Raw genomic sequence first — 17978 nt, 5'->3', positions numbered from 1 at the left:
ATTGCTGTAAGCGGCTTTTTTAATATTGAACTGTCAGTGATTTAATTAATTGTGCAACGCTTTACCTTTGGTCTTATCAACCGTTACTTTGACAGGTTTTAGTGGCACTGGCATTCTGACCAATGCTACTTTTAATATCTCATCAATCGTCGCGACTGGCTGAATGGTTAAGCCTTCTTTGACGTTATCAGGGATATCCGCCAAGTCTCGCTCGTTGGTATCTGGAATCAAGACATGCTTGATACCGCCACGATGAGCAGCTAGCAGCTTCTCTTTAAGACCACCGATACGTAGGATTTTACCGCGTAACGTAATCTCACCTGTCATGGCAATATCAGGACGAATAGCAATACCAGTTAAAGCAGAGACCAGCGCTGTCGTTAGTGCACCACCAGCAGATGGACCATCTTTTGGTGTCGCACCTTCTGGCATATGTACGTGGACGTCAGTCGTTTTAAAGGTCTCGTAGTCAATCCCTAAGCTATCGCCGCGGGCGCGTACCACACTCATTGCAGCGCGAATAGACTCTTTCATCACATCGCCGAGTGAACCGGTAAAGATAAGCTCGCCTTTACCTTTCATCGCTACCGCTTCGATGGTCAGTAGCTCACCTCCGACTTGTGTCCAAGCAAGCCCAGTAATACGACCAATCTCAGGCTCTTCTTCAGCTAAGCCATAGTCATATTGATGGACGCCCAGATAGTCATCGATATTTTTGTCATCGACTACAACCAGTTGACGTTCTGCTTTTTTCGGAGCGCGAGCGCCATGCGTTTCAACCGAGCCGCGAACCACTTTGCGGCAAATCTTATTGACTTCACGCTCAAGGTTACGCACACCTGCTTCACGGGTATAGCTACGTACGATGCTATGCAATGCCGCCTCAACAATCTCAATCTCGCCTTCTTTAAGACCATTATTTTTAATGGCTTTTGGCACAAGGTACTTCTGCGCGATATTAACCTTTTCTGCTTCGGTATAACCCGGTAGACGAATGACTTCCATACGGTCAAGTAGCGCTGCTGGAATATCCATACTATTAGCGGTACAGATAAACATCACTTGCGATAAGTCTAAATCCATATCTAAATAATGGTCGTTAAAAGTATCGTTTTGTGATGGATCTAATACTTCAAGCAATGCTGATGCTGGATCACCGCGGAAGTCTTGCGCCATCTTATCGATTTCATCTAATAAGAATAGCGGGTTTTTCACTTCGACTTTTGCCAGTGACTGGACGATTTTACCTGGCATCGCACCGATATAAGTACGGCGATGACCACGAATCTCAGCTTCATCACGTACGCCGCCAAGCGCCATACGCACGAACTTACGACCGGTGGCACGAGCAATCGATTCGCCTAATGAGGTTTTACCAACACCAGGAGGACCGACAAGACATAGAATCGGACCACGAAGTTTTTTCACCCGTGATTGCACGGCGAGGTACTCTAAGATGCGATCTTTCACATCTTGCAAGCCATAATGGTCTTCGTCTAAAACCGTTTTAGCTTTATCCAAATTGATAGAAACTTTGGTCGTCGCATTCCACGGCGTATCCAAAATCCATTCAATATAGTTACGGACTACTGAAGACTCAGAGGACGCTGGCGGCATCATTTTGAGCTTTTTCATCTCTTGCTCGGCTTTTTTGCGCACATCTTCCGGCAGGTCAGCTTTATCTAAACGTTGTTCAAGCTCAGCCACATCATCATCACCATCGAACGCGCCGTCATTCATATCTGACAGCTCATTTTTAATGGCTTTCATCTTCTCGTTTAAGAAGTATTCGCGCTGATTGTCTTCCATTTGCTGACGGACAGCTTCTTGGATATCTTGCTCGATGTTTTGCTCAGCACTTTGCTTGACCAAATATTCGGTCAAAGTATTGATATGGGTTTTGATATCATTTTTTTCTAAAAATGACTGTTTGATATCAAGATCCATCGACACACGAGTTGAGATAAAATAGACCAACTCAAGCAAGTCATCGATACGCTTTGCGACGCGCGTTAGCTCACGCGCATTGCGCAGACGCGCATCCGCATAGCTTTCAAACAGCGTGGTCAAAGCTTGTATAGTGTTTTTCTGCTGGCTCTCATCCATACTGACGTCAAGATCAGCACGCTCAAAGCTTGCCATCAATAGCTCGTCATGACTCTCTATTGAATCTACGCGCGCTCGATATTGCCCTTCAATCAATACTTTGATGCAATTCTCATCGCTATCATGCGGCATGGTACTGACGATGCGACATACCGTGCCGTATTGATACAAGTTGTCGTGATCAATATCTTCGGTGAGCGAGTCTTTTTGGGCAAGAACCAGTACTTTGTTGCCGTACTCGGCTTGTGCCAATTCGACAGCTTTGACTGAAGGTTCACGCCCGACAAACAAGGCAATTTGCATATGCGGATAAACGACAACGTCACGCAGTGCCAATAACGGTAGATAGTTTTCAGCAGCATTATCTTTTGCCTGCTCTTTTTTATTGTCTGCTGAATGCTCATCATTTTGAGCACTGGCATTATCTAAAGCGACATTATCTAAAGCAGCATTATCTACAGCACTATTATCTAACGTACTATTATCTAACGTACTATCATCAGCCACGGTAGATGAAATGTCGACATCGATGTCGATATTGTCTTGGTCAATTTTATGTTCACTCATATATTCTTTCCTCGTTCACCAGACTTGTAAAGTCAAGTTCGTGGTTCATGTTTAGATAAATGGTGCTGCTATATAAAATTGCAAGGCTTACTCACTAGCAGGAGAGAGAATATTGCGGGTTTATTTGCGCTTTCTCTTATATCTACTCGGTTCTGCGCGTGGGTTTTATGTGCAAAATCAGGTAAACTGACGCGCGTCTTAACCACTCGGTCTAAATAACGGCTGGGTGAATCAAGAGGCTAGGGCGTAATAAGTAGATTGGCAGCATGTCAAAATGGGTCGATAACAGGCTACAAAATATAGGGTAAGGGGCAAGAATATGGCTATCAATGCGGTGCTACTGGCAGTTGTCATCATGCTGGGGTTGTCACTAGCGCGAGTACACGTGGTGCTCAGCTTATTAATCGGTGCGCTGGCAGGTGGACTCATCGCTGGTCTCGGTATGACCGATACCTTGAACGCCTTTCAAGAAGGGATTAAAAACGGTGCACAAATTGCGTTATCTTATGCGCTGCTAGGTGCGTTTGCGGTCGCGATTGCACATTCTGGATTGCCACAGTCTTTAGCAGGTGCAGTCATCAAACGTATCGATGCTGGTGGCACCAGTGGCATGATTAAGTATATGCTGTTTGCAGGCTTGGTCGCCATGAGCTGCTTTAGCCAAAACTTAATCCCTATTCATATCGCCTTTATTCCCTTGCTGGTACCACCATTATTACTCGCCTTTAACCGCATGCAGATTGATAGACGCCTGATTGCTTGTCTGATTACTTTTGGGCTTGTCACCACTTATATGTTTATTCCCTATGGCTTTGGCGATATTTATCTCAATCAAATTATGCTCAAAAACGTTGGTGAAGCGGGCATTGATATTAGCAATATTTCGGTCACCAAAGCGATGGCGATTCCAGCCTTGGGTATGTTCGTGGGCTTACTGATCGCAGTATTTATCAGCTATCGTAAACCTCGTCAATATCAGCAGCTTGCAATCGATAGAGAAGCGCATGATGTGGTTGTAGAAGGTGATGCCTTGAGCAAAACCGCGGCTGATGCACAAACGCAAAGTAAGCTCAAAACACTGGTGGCGATTGCTGCGATTGTGACAGCCTTTGTAGTGCAGCTTTATACTGACTCGCTATTGCTTGGCTCGATGTTTGGCTTTGGCGTTTTTATGGCGACGGGTGTGGTTAAGTGGCGTGAAGCTGATACGGTGTTTAACGATGGTATCAAGCTGATGGCGATGATTGGCTTTATTATGATTACGGCGCAGGGCTTTGCCGAGGTAATGAAAGCTACTGGTGAGATTGCACCACTTATCGACGGGGCGACGAACTTGTTTGCTGGTAATAAAGCCATTGCTGCTTTAGTCATGTTAAGCATAGGTCTAGTCGTTACGATGGGCATTGGTTCATCATTCTCAACCATCCCAATTATTGCCGCTATTTATGTGCCGTTATGTATTTCGCTAGGCTTTTCGCCACTCGCTACGGTGGCGATTATCGGAACGGCTGGCGCACTTGGTGATGCCGGTTCTCCAGCGTCAGATTCGACGCTTGGACCCACTTCTGGTCTCAACGTTGATGGACAGCATGACCATATCAAAGACAGCGTAGTACCAACCTTTATTCATTACAACATTCCGTTATTGATATTTGGTTGGATTGCGGCGATGGTGCTTTAATTAGTCATATAGACTCTTAAAGTTAATATAGAAAAGGCGAGTATAGTTATAAAGTATGCTCGCCTTTTTGAAGTTTAAATCATGCTTTTAACGCGAGGCTACATCTATGAATGTTAATAATAACGAGTTACAGCACTTAGTAGATCTAGCTTCTATGGCAGTTAAGTCTATAAAAAGCGAGCCAAATTATCAACAGTCAGATGTTTTAAAAGAGTATGCTTTATTGTATGAAAGTTTTTTGGATAACTTTCATAATAATGATGTAGAAAAGTTAAAACTGAGATTTCATGGGTTGTCATCTTTATCACGAGCTTTTTTAGAGACAGATAGCGACTGGGGAAAACCTTGTTTAGATTCAATGCATGATTTTGAGAGGTTTGGCAAAAAAATCTTTAAATACTAAATTATTTATCAAAATCCTTAATTTCACCATTCAAACTACTTAAAAACGCATCACTTTGCGCCATTAACTCATTTAAACGTTCTTCATTAATCACTCTTCCCAGCTCATTAGCGCTAAAAGACTGCTCCTGGCTATAATATAGAAGCTCATAATCCGCTTTTTCTAACTCTTGTAAATGTTGTTCGACATTCTCTGCGCTAGAGTTAGCTTCGATAGATTGTTTATCATTTTCCATCAAAACCACCTCAAGCCACTTGGCGTAATCAAACCATCTAAGGGCACATCCCAAGGCTGACGTTCTAATTGCTCAATCACTTGAAAATCATAGCACCAGCCAATTTTTAGTGGTTTTTTTGCCCCTGATTGATAGCTTTTAGCAAGCGTCGTATCATAAAATCCGCCACCCATACCCATACGGTTACCATTTTTATCAACTGCCGTTAATGGACAGATAATCACATCCAACTCGCGTGCCCACAATAATCTGCGATGATGATTTTGTTTCATGCCTAAGCTATGAATGCGCGTCGGTATATTTAATAATTTTGCATGATAAATAGGTACAAAGCGTAGGCGTTTATCATCATTTCCCAATGAACCGACCACTGGTAAATACGGCACATAGCCTAAGCGTTGACACCAATCTAACAGTGGCTGAGTAGGCAGCTCAGCAAAGCCATCATAATATAAGCCAATACGCGCACGCGGCGGCAAACGCTGCTGCAGCTTAAACAAATGCAAGCTTGCTGAATTTGCCAATTGGCGGCGTGCGCCTGCACTTAACTGGCGACGCTGGCGAGTAAAATGGCGTCTAGGCGGATTGCTAACTTTAAGTTCAATTGTCTCAATATTTTTTAGCTCAGGATGCATAGATAGACTATCCGATAATGTATTAAATTGATGGTGACTGGTGCTTTTAGACAGCCGCAATGGCTATTTGTCAATATTCAACACGCCCTAGTCATGCTATCATAACGCCACTTTATATCGTATTTTTCTTTATGTGCAGCAGGCGTTGCACTTTTTATGATAAAGCATTTACCAACAAACCATCGAAGAGGGTAGTTATGTCGACACAGAATCAGGCAACTCGTACCGAAAAAGACACCATGGGCAACGTGGAAGTCCCAGCTGATGCTTATTGGGGCGCACAAACCCAGCGTAGCCGCGAAAACTTTAAAATCGGTGGCGAAACCCTGCCGCGTCCGATGATTGAAGCGATGGCACTGGTCAAAAAAGCCGCTGCGATTACTAATGCTAGCCTTGAGCGTATTGAAGATGATAATCGCGACTTAATCGTTCAAGCTGCTGATGAAGTTATCAACGGTGGGCTAACCGATCAGTTCCCGCTAGTCGTTTGGCAGACCGGTTCTGGCACCCAGTCAAACATGAATATGAACGAAGTACTGGCCAATCGTGCCAACGAAATCGCTGGTAATGAGCGCGGTAGCTATACGCCGATTCACCCAAATGACCATGTCAACCATGCTCAATCTACCAATGACAGCTTCCCAACAGCTATTCGTGTGGCAGCAGCGCGTGAAATCAATAGTTTATTGATTCCAGCAGTCAAAGCGCTACGTGATACCTTGGATGCTAAAGCGAAAGAATTCGATAGCATTGTTAAAATCGGTCGTACGCATTTGCAAGACGCCACGCCTTTGACATTAGGTCAAGAGTTTAGCGGCTATGTTAGCCAACTTGATCACTCACTGGTACGTATTGATAATGCGCTACAAGGTTTGTATGAATTACCACTAGGCGGTACGGCAGTTGGTACCGGTCTAAACGCCCATCCTGATTATGCGGTAAAATCAGCTGAGCAATTGGCGACATTGTCTGGTCTACCATTTGTGACGTCACCGAATAAATTTGAAGCATTAGCTGCTCGTGATGCGGAAGTATTTGCTTCTGGCGCACTAAAAACCCTAGCCGGTAGCTTAAACAAAATTGCTAACGACGTACGTTGGTTAGCATCAGGTCCTCGTTGTGGTTTGGGCGAATTGACCATTCCCGAAAATGAGCCAGGCTCTTCTATCATGCCGGGTAAAGTAAACCCAACCCAGTCAGAAGCAATGACGATGGTTGTGGCGCAAGTCATGGGTAACGATGTCACTATCAGCATGGCAGGCGCGTCAGGTAACTTTGAGCTAAACGTTTATAAGCCAGTAATCGCCTTTAACTTATTGCAATCTATCAAGCTACTTGGTGATGCGTGCAATAGCTTTAACGAAAACTGTGCCGTTGGTATCGAACCAGTAAAAGACAAAATCGATGACTTCTTGCATAATTCATTGATGCTGGTCACTGCGCTTAACCGTCATGTTGGTTATGAAAACGCAGCCAAAATCGCTAAGACTGCTTATAAAGAAAATAAAACTTTGAAGCAAGTTGCGGTTGAATTGGAGCTATTAACTGAAGCTCAGTTTGATGAGTGGGTTCTTCCTGCTGATATGGTGCATCCTTCTTAATATCAATCTAAAAATCTGATTAGCATTGTCAGACAAGCTGAGCCTACAGTTATTAGTAGTGCTTGCGTTTGTCTTCCTCGCTACTCAAGTTTTTAAAGTTGATATTTTGACTTATAAAAAGACCTTGTCATGTAATGTGGCAAGGTCTTTTTTTGTATTATAGAAAACCAAAATTTTTGGGTTAATAGCTATTAGGGATAAAATCCATACTTTTTTCGCAAATCATGATTAGCTCTTAAAGTATATTTGAAATTACTAAATATGATGAATGTCATTTTCAAGTTTACGATAAGGTTAATTAATGAGTTTTAACAGTGCTAATTTAACACCACAAGTATTATTTAAAATAGCTCCATATTTATGGCTCATTTCCTTATGTTTACCCGCCCTACATTATGATAATGAAACCTATTTTGGCTATGAAACTTTAGTTTTAGGGATTACGTTTGGCTGGCTTGGTTTAGTATTTCAAGCTTATAGCAATCTGTCTTTCTTGCTGGCTATCTATATGATTAAGCATCAAAAAAACCCGATTAAGTTAGCAGCTTTCACCTTTATACTTGGGTTATCGTCCTTTTTTATTACAAGAGTTATAGCGTCAGGTGATAAAGGAGTTTATGACTCTGATATTGAGTTGAAGGTATGGGGGTTTGGCTTCTGGGTCACCTCGTATGGAGTTTTGTTTATAGCTACGGTTTGGAGTTATTACATTGAACAGAGTAAGATTAAAATTAGATAACAAGAGGATAGCTATGATTTTTATTAAACGTAGGGTGTCGCCCCGCGCACCATTGTAAATAGCAACATTTACAAACGACACTCTATTTCAATTAATTCCCACAAAAAAGCCGAGCAAAATGCCCAGCTTTTTTCTCATCATTCTTTCTTAAGTTCTAAAACTTATAAAGCAACCCAAGCGTCGTCGTTGAGTCAGTACGTGAGTCAACCATTGGACTGTCATATTGCTCGTTTGGCAGGTAGCTTAAGCTTTGATTAAAGAATCCTGCAAAGCGCTCATTAAAATCATAGTTGGCACTAATATTGATATATGGATTTAGGCTTGAATTGGCAGTATAAGCTGCAATGCCTGTTTTCGTTGATTCTGTATCGCTCACGCCGTAATAATATTGATTGTAGTCGTTATCATGATACTCAAATCCAACGCTTGGATAGACCGTTATCTTGTTTTTGGTGATTTTGGCAAGATAAGACAAGCGAGCAGTATTTCCACCACTATTATCTAAAATATCAGTCGCATATTGGACGCGAAAGGCACCAATCGGAGTACGGCGCTGATAACTTAAACCTGCAGCAGCAGATGCTTTACGCTTATCAAGACCTTGAAGTGCACCATTGGCATCATCAGGGTCAAACTCGCTACCAGCCAGCTGAGCGTAAGCAGCTAACTGATTGGTGCCATCATTAATGATATAAGCACCAGCTTGAGCACCGCGCGCATATATTCTATTATTATCATAAAACACACCCGGTAATACCAGCACATCAGTACTATCTTCCAAGTCATAGGCTGAATTTACCGCTAGGACGTTGACGCCGACACTTAGTTGAGCGTCTGGATCAGTCGGCAGGTTTTTATTAAATAGAGCAGCATTCGATAGGCTGGAGACACTAAATAAGGCAGTAGCCGTTAGTGCGCCAAGCAAAGTGCGCGTAGCGGAATTGGATAGCGCTGATGATTTAAACATGATTTGCTCTCATAAGTGGGTAGAATAGATGGGTAAAAATAGTCGAGTAAGGAAAGCCAAAATTAATTTGTGTGAGCGATCGAACCTTTTAACAATAATAAATAACGGTGATGCTTTACTCAGCCACCTTACTCAATGGCTGCTAGTACTTGTAATATCTGCTGATGAATATCTTGCCACCACCAAATAAAGCCAATACTAAGAAGTAGCATCACTAGCCATGGCAGCAATTGCCAAATAAGCATAGATTTAGGCGGGGTTTTTTCTGCGCTTAGAATCGGATAATTAGGGATGATATTGATGTTTGAGTTTACACCAATATTATTATCCACATGACTCTCATTATACAAACTGGCATTATTTAAACGAGCATCATTCAAATTAGAATCGTTATTAAAACCAGTATCGTTATTCACTGGCATATTAATATAAGTGGTGTGGTATTCGTCTTGTTGCTCACTTTGATAATGCGGTAAATAATTACTTTGATTAATGGCAGTATTCTGTATAACAGCTGCCATGCGCTGACGGTAAGCAATTGCGAAAGCCAGTGCAATGATGAGTCCGGTAATCGCGCCACCAATATGTCCAGCATTATCGATACCCGGTACGGCAAAACCATACACAAGGTTGATGCCCATGATCAATATCAGGCTTTTTAAATTGAGCACCATGCCATTGACCGATATCTTAAACAGCGCGGCGATCAATAGTGCCGCACCAATACCCATGATGCCGCCAGACGCACCCGCCGATATACCGGGTTGTCCAGTACCATCCAAAATACCCTGCCACGTGACGTAGTTATTAAGTAAGCTGCCACCGATTGCCGCCAGTAAAAATAATGCTAAAAACTTAGCAGAACCAAACATGGGCTCGGCAATCTGGCCAAAGAAATACATGGCAAAACCATTGAACAATAAGTGCATCAAACCAATGTGCAAAAACGCGCTACTGACCAAGCGCCACGGCTCGCTGTCCATGGTGTAGGGCAGCGCATTGGCACCCCATTTTATCAGCGCCTCAGTCGATGGATTATTGGCATCGACGCCAGTCAGCACTTGTACGATATACAGTCCGATAAAGCTGATTAATAGTAAAGTAGTGACCGGTGCGGTTTTAAACAGCTGCTGGATAGTCATAAAACGAGATATCAATCAAAGAATATAGGTAGAGTATAAAGGGTATGGATAGTATAAAGAAAGCGACCAACCAGTCTAGCGGCTATCTTATCTACACTTACCAGCGCATAGGTGCTACGTAAGGCAAGGCAGTTTTAAGATGCTCGTAGGTACCTTTGACTAAGATATCATCGCGCACTTCATTGATATCGGTATGACCACAAAACGCCATGCTGATATCACATTCGTTATAAATCAGCTCAAGCGCTCGGCGCACGCCATCTTCGCCATACGCGCCAAGACCATATAAGAATGCGCGACCAATCATCGTGCCATTTGCCCCAAGCGCCATCGCTTTAAGTACATCCTGACCGGAGCGAATACCACTATCGAGCCAAATCTCAATCTGACTTTCCTCAGCTCGCACCGCTTGTACGATATCGGCTAGGGATGAAATGGAAGAGGGCGCACCATCTAATTGGCGTCCACCATGATTGGAAACCACTAGCGCATCGGCACCGCTACGAGCTGCCAGTACGGCATCTTCTGGCTCCATGATACCTTTAATAATTAGCTTACCACCCCACATGTCTTTAATACGAGCGACATCATCCCAGCTCAGCGCAGGATCAAACTGCTCAGCTGTCCATGCTGATAGCGATGAGATATCTTCGACGTTTTTAGCGTGACCGACGATATTACCAAAAGTGCGACGCTTGGTACCCAGCATATTCATACACCATTCTGGCTTGGTCATCAGATTTAAGATATTGGCAAGCGTTGGTTTTGGTGGCGCAGATAGACCGTTTTTGATGTCTTTATGACGTTGGCCGAGTACTTGTAAGTCGGCGGTCAGGATTAACGCTGAACAATTGGCTTCTTTGGCACGGCGAATCAAATTGGCTATAAAGTCCATATCGCGCATCATATATAGCTGAAACCAAAACGGCTGGCTGGTATGTTCTGCCACATCTTCAATAGAGCAAATACTCATAGTCGATAGTGAAAACGGTACGCCAAATTTTTCTGCTGCCTGTGCCGCGAGGATTTCTCCATCTGCCCACATCATGCCAGTAAAGCCTGTTGGCGCAATCGCAACCGGCATTTTTACTGGCGTGCCCAACATTTCGGTGGTAAGTGAGCGTCCTTCCATATTGACCAATACCCGCTGACGCAGTTTGATACGGTCAAAGTCAGTTTCATTATTACGATAGGTGGTCTCGGTCCATGAGCCTGAGTCGACATAATCATAAAACATGCGTGGTACTTTGCGCTCGGCGACACGGCGTAAATCTTCAATTTCAGTAATTTTGCTCAAATTTTTCATAAGGTCTTCCTTGATGCTTATTTGGTAACCGTTTATTAATTATGATGTTGTGGTCATTACTGTTCTGTCGTTGATTATTGAGTGATACTATTTTAACCATGAAATAAAACTGACGCTATCACAATTAATATAATAGCGTCAGTTTGAGTGCTGATTGTGGATTCATAGGATTAAACTAGTTTACTATTATAGCTAGCTCATGTTAAGCAATGGCTTTTTTACTCGTTATGGCCATAATTCCAAAAAATGCGATTGGCCAAATGACAGCCAAGATCCACCACCACATTTGACCGAAAATAATACCCATACCGATCAGTCCTGCCTGAATAACATAGTATGTCATTGCTACTAAGGTTTTGCGAATGACATAGCCTTCTTTATCCATCAGACCAACCACCGCGCAAGCAGCAACGACGTTATGTACCGCAATCATATTACCAGCTGCGCCGCCTACCGCTTGTAGTGCTACTACTTGTGCAGCAAGGTTGGTATCGAAACCAATTTGACTAGCGGTTGACCACTGGAAGTAAGAGAACATCATATTACTGACAGTATTAGAGCCCGCAATGAATGCACCCATCGCGCCAATCCACGGAGACACGAGTGGCCAGGCATTTTGAAATGCACCAGCGGCACTCTCAGCCAGTAATATGGGCATAGCGGGTAGCGAATTTACTACTTCAGCAGCTGACCCGGAGTTGATGAATACTTGTACCATAGGTACCGAAAACAGCAGGGCTGGTGCGGCGGCTACCATGGTTTTTGCGGAACTACTCCAACTACGTTTTACGGCTTGTCCGTTCATTTTGAACAATAAGATACAAATTAAGGAAGCAATAATGAGAATGGTGCCTGGAGAGTAGGCAAGTTGTACTTTACTGGAAATAGTCGTACCAAAAAGATTGGTAAATTCTATAGTGGTCAAATCTCCAGTCAAGAATGCTTTAAGCGGTGCAATGACTCGAGTGATGATCAATAGGCCAATAACGATGAGATAAGGAGAAAATGCCCGAACTAAAGAAAATCTTGGTGCAATGGAATCATCATACTTTTCTTCAGGTAATGAGCCAAGCCAGTCTTTATCCCATTTAGCGCGTGGCGCAAAATCGAAAGTATCTTTAGGCATCAAAAAGCCGCGCTTTGCTGCAGGAAGCACAATCATAAGACCAATAAAACCGCCAACCAATGATGGGAACTCAGGACCTAGGTATTTAGCCACTAAAAAATAAGGGACGGTAAAGCTGAGACCAGCAAAAATTGCAAAAGGCCATACTTTGAGCCCTTCAACGAAGGAACGATTTTTACCAAAGAACCGGGTCAAAAATCCACTCAAAAGTAACGGAATTAAAAAACCCACCAGCGCATGTATCAGACCGATGTTACCCGTAATTTGTAATAGATAGTTTTCAGCTGAGAGTGGCGCAATCGCTTGCGTTATGTCTTGCTTATCATTGATACCGGTCCAAACGCCAAGTAATACTGGCGTACCAACGGCACCAAATGATACGGGCGTCGACTGAATAATTAACACAGCCATAACCGATGCCATCGCTGGGAAACCTAAAGCCAACAACAACGGTGCACCGATAGCAGATGGCGTACCAAATCCTGATGAGCCTTCTACCATCGAGCAAAATAACCACGCCACAATGATAACTTGAATGCGTCTATCGGGTGAGATATCCATAAAGCCTTTACGGATAGCGACAATAGCACCTCCTTCCTTTAAAGTATTCAGCAATAAAATAGCGGCAAATACAATAAACAAAAGTGTGAGTGCGACGATGATGCCGTTTACAGTAGCGGCTGCTACTTGGGCACCACTGGCTTGCCAAACGAACAATGCTAATAGCGCAGTTACTAAATATGCAACGCCCATAGAAATCTTGGCAGGAAGCCGCAAAATTACAAGCAAAACGAGGACGACCAAAATAGGCGCTAAGGCCAAAAAAGTGTACATAATAAACCTTCCTTGGTATATGTAGTTGAAGTCATCTGTGAAATATCATTGAAGGACATTTCTCTTTTCTTTATAGGTATTAAGCCAAAAGAAGCCCATAATTTTCTGGTACTGAGGGCGTCATTCAAATGGCGATAAAGAAATTATTTCAAAACTTAGGTGAGACCTTGTATTCTTTGTTACAGTGACTAAGAGCTGATTATGATTGTCCTTTACAATCAATTCAACTCATTATAGTTGGTTTTATTATGGGTCTAACAATTCGATCCAATGCTTGACTGGGACGGACGCATGGCTGCCTAAATGCAGTTGGCATCCGATGTTGGCCGTCACAATCTGATCTGGGTTATCGATGGTAAGGTCGATGATTTTATTGGTGAGTAATTGCTGGCTCAGCTTAGGTTGAAGGAGCGAGTAGGTGCCAGCAGAGCCGCAGCATAAATGTCCGTTTTGGGTTTTAGAGAGCTCAATCCCAGCGCGTTGCAAAATCTGCTCAACATGACCGCCCAACTGCTGAGCGTGCTGTAGCGAGCATGGGCAGTGGACAGCGGTCTTGCGATTCGTCTGTTTCACTACCAACTTCTCTAGGTTCTCTTTGATTAAAATCTCGCTCAGGTCTCGGGTCAGCGCACTAATACGTTTGGCTTTAGCCGCATAAGCGTCGTCATGTTTGAGTTTTTCGCCGTACTCTTTGACCATCGAGCCGCAGCCTGAGGCACTGATAACAATGGCTTCAGCCCCAGCTTCGATATATGGCCACCACGCATCTATGTTGCGCCGCATGAACATAAGCCCTTTTTCATGGGCTGGTATGTGGTAGCTCACAGCGCCGCAACATCCAGCATCTGGCGCAGCAATCAAGCTGATGCCTAGCTTATCAAGTACTCGGGCAGCGGCATTGTTGGTATTGGGGGTGGCAGAAGGTTGAGCGCAGCCCTCTAGCACCAGCATTTGCCGCGAATGTTGCTGCGAGGGTCGCGGGCGGGTGATTTGCTTAACAGGGACTTGGGCTTTTAAGTCGCGTGGTAAAAAAGAGCGAAACAATTGTCCGAGTCGTAAAAGAAACCCAAATCGGTGCGGATAGGGCAGTATCTTTCTGATAAGCCAGCGTTTGAGTCTTTGATCAGCAGGTCGCGATACCTGTTTTTCCATAATATCGCGGCCGATTTCAGCCAAGCGACCATATTTTACCCCAGAGGGGCAAGTGGTCTCGCAGCTACGACAAGTCAAACAGCGGTCTAAATGAAGTTGGGATTTTTCGCTGACATCACCGGTTTCAAGCATTTGTTTTAGTAAATAAATACGACCGCGAGGGCCGTCACGCTCATCGCCAAGCTCTTGATACGTCGGACATGTGGCATTACAAAATCCACAGTGAACGCAAGTGCGCAAAATATCGTCGGCTTCTTGAATATCTGGGTGATCCAGATATTTTACATTGATTTGAGTTCGCATTATGACTTCCTTGTCATCGAGCCAATTTACATCCAGCTGTATAAACGATTGGGATTGAAAACCCCATTCGGATCAAAGGCATGTTTGAGGCGCTGGTGGAGCTTTTGGAGCGACTCAGACTGAGTATGAAAGACCTCCTGACTCCTGTCACCACCGCGATAAAGGCTGACCTGACCACCTGCGGCCTCGGCGAGCGCTTCTAGTTTTTCCACGGTAAAGTCGCCACGAAGCCAGCGCTGCGAACCTCCCCAATCAAACAGCCAATCTTCCTCTGGTAGCATATGCGCCGCGCTACTTTTGACAGAAAACCGCCACAATGAGGACGCGTCTAAGAAATAATCCAATTGCTGCTCACGGAGCGTTGACCAAAACGCATCTGTATCCTCTAAAGCCGCACCTTGCCACTGGCTGACGGTACTATCTACAGCACTTCGTGCGCCTGCCAAGCGCAAATACAAATGATTGTCGAACCAACAAGCTCCCGTTAAGGGGTTGGATTGTCCTGAGAGACGATTCATGGTCTCAATTGCCGTCGCAGCGTCCATCTCCTGCTTGATAGTGACAGTGGTGGCAGGCTGAGGCATGACTTTTAGACTGACTTCAGTAATGATACCCAAAGTGCCCATAGCGCCTGCTTGCATCCGTGAGACATCATAACCGGCGACGTTTTTCATCACCTGACCGCCGAAGCGCAGTTCTTCTGCGCGGCCATTAATCAGGCGAATACCTAAAACATGGTCTCTTATTGAGCCGCTCCAAGGTCTTGCTGGGCCTGATAAATGGCAGGCCAATGTGCCGCCCAAGGTTGCTTGTCCGTTAAATGTCGGTGGCTCAAATGCTAAGCACTGATTGTGTTCTGCCAAGGCGCTATTAATCTCATTAATTGGGGTTCCAGCACGGGCGGTCAGTACCAATTCGATCGGCTCATAACTGATGATGCCTTTGTGCTCGCTAAGACTGATGGGATCGCCTATTGGCTCACGTCCCATAAATTGCTTGCTGCCCCCGCCCACGATCTGTAGTGCTGTGCCGTCATGGCTGGCTTGTCTTACCCGCGCAATCAGCTCTTGACTGATGTCTGTCATGCCAGATCTCCTTGCTGTGGTTGAGAGTCATGGTTGTGTTGTGGTCTGTCAAGCGTACGGTACTCTTGACAGCGCTTGAGCACTGGAATGCCCTTACCTGGATTTAGCGTACCAATTGGATCAAAGGCGTGCTTGATTGCATGAAATTGTGTCAACTCTTGATCGTTAAACTGAATCGTCATTTGGCGGATTTTTTCGACCCCAACCCCATGCTCACCAGTTATGCAGCCGCCCACCTTGACGCAAAGCTCTAAAATACGGCTGCCAAACTCTTCAGTGCGCTCAAGCTCTCCTGGGACATTAGCATCGAATAAGATAAGCGGGTGCAAATTGCCGTCCCCAGCATGGAACACGTTGGCGACGCGCAGACCGTATTGCTCTGAGAGTTTTTGCATTTCTGTTAGGACGTGGGCAAGTTGGCTACGCGGAATGGTGCCATCCATGCAGTAGTAGTCAGGGGATATTCTTCCGACAGCGGGGAATGCAGATTTTCGACCTTTCCACAATAAGGCGCGCTCCGCCTCACTTTGTGAGACACGCGTTGTGGTTGCGCCAAGCTCGATAAATAGCTGCTCAACCTCTGCAATCTGTTCTTGAACTTCTGCCTCGCTACCATCTAACTCACACAGCAGCAATGCTTGGGCGTCAATTGGGTAGCCTGCATGAGCAAACGCTTCGGCGGCTATGATGGCTGGACTGTCCATCATCTCAAGTCCAGCTGGAATAATACCTTTGGCAATCACGCCGCCGACCGCGTCTCCTGCGGTCTGAACGTTATCAAAAGCGGCCATAATGACCTGAGCCTTTTCAGGGCTAGGTAGCAGCTTGACCGTCACTTCAGTAATTACCCCAAGTAGACCCTCAGAGCCGGTAATCAAAGCCATCAAGTCAAAGCCATTGCTATCAAGACCTTCACTACCAATAGTAATGAGATCTCCTTCGACTGTGACCATCTCAACTTTTAACAAGTTATGAGTGGTCAGACCATATTTGAGACAATGGACGCCGCCTGAGTTTTCGGCGACGTTGCCACCGATGGAGCAGGCAATCTGTGAGGAGGGGTCTGGGCCATAGTACAAGCCATATTGACTAGCCGCCTCACTAATAGCAAGGTTGCGGACACCTGGCTGCAAACGCGCGCTACGGGCAAGCGGGTCAATATCAAGGATATGCTTGAATCGGGACAATACCAATAAGACGCCATCAGGGTTGGGCATCGCGCCTGCACACAAACCCGTACCGGCACCGCGCGCCACCACAGGGATTTGATAGCGATAACAGATTCGCATCACCTCGCAAACTTGTTCAACAGTTTTTGGTAGCACCGTAATGAGCGGCATATCGCAATACACCGATAAGCCATCACACTCAAAAGGCTTTTGAGTCTCCTCATCATTGATCACGTATTGAGGCTCAATAAAATCGCGAAACAGCTCTACTAGAGTAGCTTTGTCAGGTCTTAGGATCTGATTCATGGTGGCATTCCTTTGCTCACTAAATTGTCGATACTCACTGCATTATTATACAGACGACCTTAAACTTATAACAAAAACAGGAAAGGTTAGCTATCAATATATTGGCTAAAAATGAATAAAATGAGATGTAATGTTTTAAATTAGTAGGAATTAAGTTTGTTTCACAGGTGTGTTAAATAAGCGAGCAGTCGTTGGTAGGGTTACAATAAACGCTGCAAATCTAGAACGGAAAATGGATAATTTAAACGTTTGGATGGCGTCAGTATCACGGGGATAGTAGTGGCAAATTCCATCATGAGAAGCTCATCAAAATCGGCGATATCGACATGTTGATAAATAATAGGCTGTACCGCTTGAAACTGTATGATAAGTTGCTCAGCGATGTCACATAAGTGACAGCCAGAAGTCCCAAGTAACCACCATTTATCAAGATTTATAGCAGTGCCGAGTTGGGGCTGTGCTTCAATCATACGTGCCCGTAATGCTGTTATATTATTATCATCCTGCATATTGATTCTCTTATTTAATACTTGTTGCAAAGTGCCTGTTTTCAGACTTCAATCAAAAACGTCAATATCGCTCAACCTTTATGACATGATAAAGAAGTGGGGTAAATAATGA

15 protein-coding genes are annotated in these 17978 nt (G+C 44.4%); 4 read left to right on the top strand and 11 right to left on the bottom strand.

Going from position 1 to position 17978, the window contains the following annotated elements:
• Nucleotides 1–45 precede the first annotated feature (45 nt).
• Nucleotides 46–2442, bottom strand: coding sequence for an endopeptidase La (gene lon / locus DABAL43B_RS10870; protein ID WP_413771845.1), 2397 nt, complete (start codon nt 2440–2442; stop codon nt 46–48).
• A gap of 550 nt (nt 2443–2992) precedes the next feature.
• On the opposite strand from lon, the gene DABAL43B_RS10865 reads away from it, so the two are divergent.
• Nucleotides 2993–4354, top strand: coding sequence for a Na+/H+ antiporter family protein (locus tag DABAL43B_RS10865; RefSeq protein WP_079692380.1), 1362 nt, complete (start codon nt 2993–2995; stop codon nt 4352–4354).
• A gap of 106 nt (nt 4355–4460) precedes the next feature.
• On the top strand, nt 4461–4757 hold the full coding sequence (locus tag DABAL43B_RS10860; RefSeq protein WP_079692379.1) for a hypothetical protein: 297 nt from the start codon (nt 4461–4463) through the stop codon (nt 4755–4757).
• Between the two features lies 1 nt (nt 4758).
• On the opposite strand, the gene DABAL43B_RS10855 is transcribed toward DABAL43B_RS10860, so the two are convergent.
• Nucleotides 4759–4992: a hypothetical protein gene (locus DABAL43B_RS10855; RefSeq protein ID WP_079692378.1), complete on the bottom strand. Its 234-nt coding sequence runs from the start codon at nt 4990–4992 to the stop codon at nt 4759–4761.
• Nucleotides 4992–5627, bottom strand: a complete 636-nt coding sequence (locus DABAL43B_RS10850; RefSeq protein WP_227516680.1) for a 5-formyltetrahydrofolate cyclo-ligase — start codon at nt 5625–5627, stop codon at nt 4992–4994. The genes DABAL43B_RS10855 and DABAL43B_RS10850 overlap by 1 nt, the downstream gene beginning before the upstream one ends.
• A 197-nt stretch (nt 5628–5824) precedes the next feature.
• Here DABAL43B_RS10850 and fumC point away from each other — a divergent pair, with 197 nt between their 5' ends.
• Together fumC and DABAL43B_RS10840 are read left to right on the top strand one after the other, a co-directional pair.
• A complete protein-coding gene (gene fumC, locus DABAL43B_RS10845) occupies nt 5825–7228 on the top strand; it encodes a class II fumarate hydratase (RefSeq protein WP_079692377.1) in 1404 nt (467 codons plus the stop codon).
• A 301-nt stretch (nt 7229–7529) separates the two neighbouring features.
• Complete coding sequence (locus DABAL43B_RS10840) at nt 7530–7967, top strand: hypothetical protein (protein WP_079692376.1); 438 nt, start codon at nt 7530–7532, stop codon at nt 7965–7967.
• Between the two features lie 154 nt (nt 7968–8121).
• Here the strand turns inward: DABAL43B_RS10840 and DABAL43B_RS10835 are convergent, their stop codons facing one another.
• The 8 genes from DABAL43B_RS10835 to DABAL43B_RS10800 form a co-directional block, all read right to left on the bottom strand.
• Nucleotides 8122–8934: a MipA/OmpV family protein gene (locus DABAL43B_RS10835; RefSeq protein ID WP_079692375.1), complete on the bottom strand. Its 813-nt coding sequence runs from the start codon at nt 8932–8934 to the stop codon at nt 8122–8124.
• Nucleotides 8935–9062: 128 nt separating this feature from the next.
• Nucleotides 9063–10076, bottom strand: a complete 1014-nt coding sequence (locus DABAL43B_RS10830) for a rhomboid family intramembrane serine protease (RefSeq protein ID WP_079692374.1) — start codon at nt 10074–10076, stop codon at nt 9063–9065.
• Between the two features lie 97 nt (nt 10077–10173).
• Nucleotides 10174–11382, bottom strand: coding sequence for an alpha-hydroxy acid oxidase (locus DABAL43B_RS10825; protein ID WP_079692373.1), 1209 nt, complete (start codon nt 11380–11382; stop codon nt 10174–10176).
• A 202-nt stretch (nt 11383–11584) separates the two neighbouring features.
• A complete protein-coding gene (locus tag DABAL43B_RS10820) occupies nt 11585–13342 on the bottom strand; it encodes an L-lactate permease (RefSeq protein WP_079692372.1) in 1758 nt (585 codons plus the stop codon).
• Between the two features lie 246 nt (nt 13343–13588).
• Nucleotides 13589–14797, bottom strand: a complete 1209-nt coding sequence (gene glcF / locus DABAL43B_RS10815; RefSeq protein WP_079692371.1) for a glycolate oxidase subunit GlcF — start codon at nt 14795–14797, stop codon at nt 13589–13591.
• Nucleotides 14798–14823: 26 nt separating this feature from the next.
• Nucleotides 14824–15882, bottom strand: a complete 1059-nt coding sequence (glcE, locus tag DABAL43B_RS10810; RefSeq protein WP_079692370.1) for a glycolate oxidase subunit GlcE — start codon at nt 15880–15882, stop codon at nt 14824–14826.
• Complete coding sequence (locus DABAL43B_RS10805; RefSeq protein ID WP_079692369.1) at nt 15879–17357, bottom strand: FAD-linked oxidase C-terminal domain-containing protein; 1479 nt, start codon at nt 17355–17357, stop codon at nt 15879–15881. The genes glcE and DABAL43B_RS10805 overlap by 4 nt, the downstream gene beginning before the upstream one ends.
• A gap of 200 nt (nt 17358–17557) precedes the next feature.
• Nucleotides 17558–17866 carry a glutaredoxin family protein gene (locus DABAL43B_RS10800; RefSeq protein ID WP_079692368.1) on the bottom strand — a complete coding sequence of 103 codons (309 nt, stop codon included), beginning with the start codon at nt 17864–17866 and terminating at the stop codon, nt 17558–17560.
• Nucleotides 17867–17978 lie beyond the last annotated feature (112 nt).

Origin of the sequence: Psychrobacter sp. DAB_AL43B (assembly GCF_900168255.1) — a bacterium.
Classification (GTDB): Bacteria; Pseudomonadota; Gammaproteobacteria; order Pseudomonadales; family Moraxellaceae; genus Psychrobacter.
This window is presented reverse-complemented; position numbering and strand designations above follow the sequence as displayed.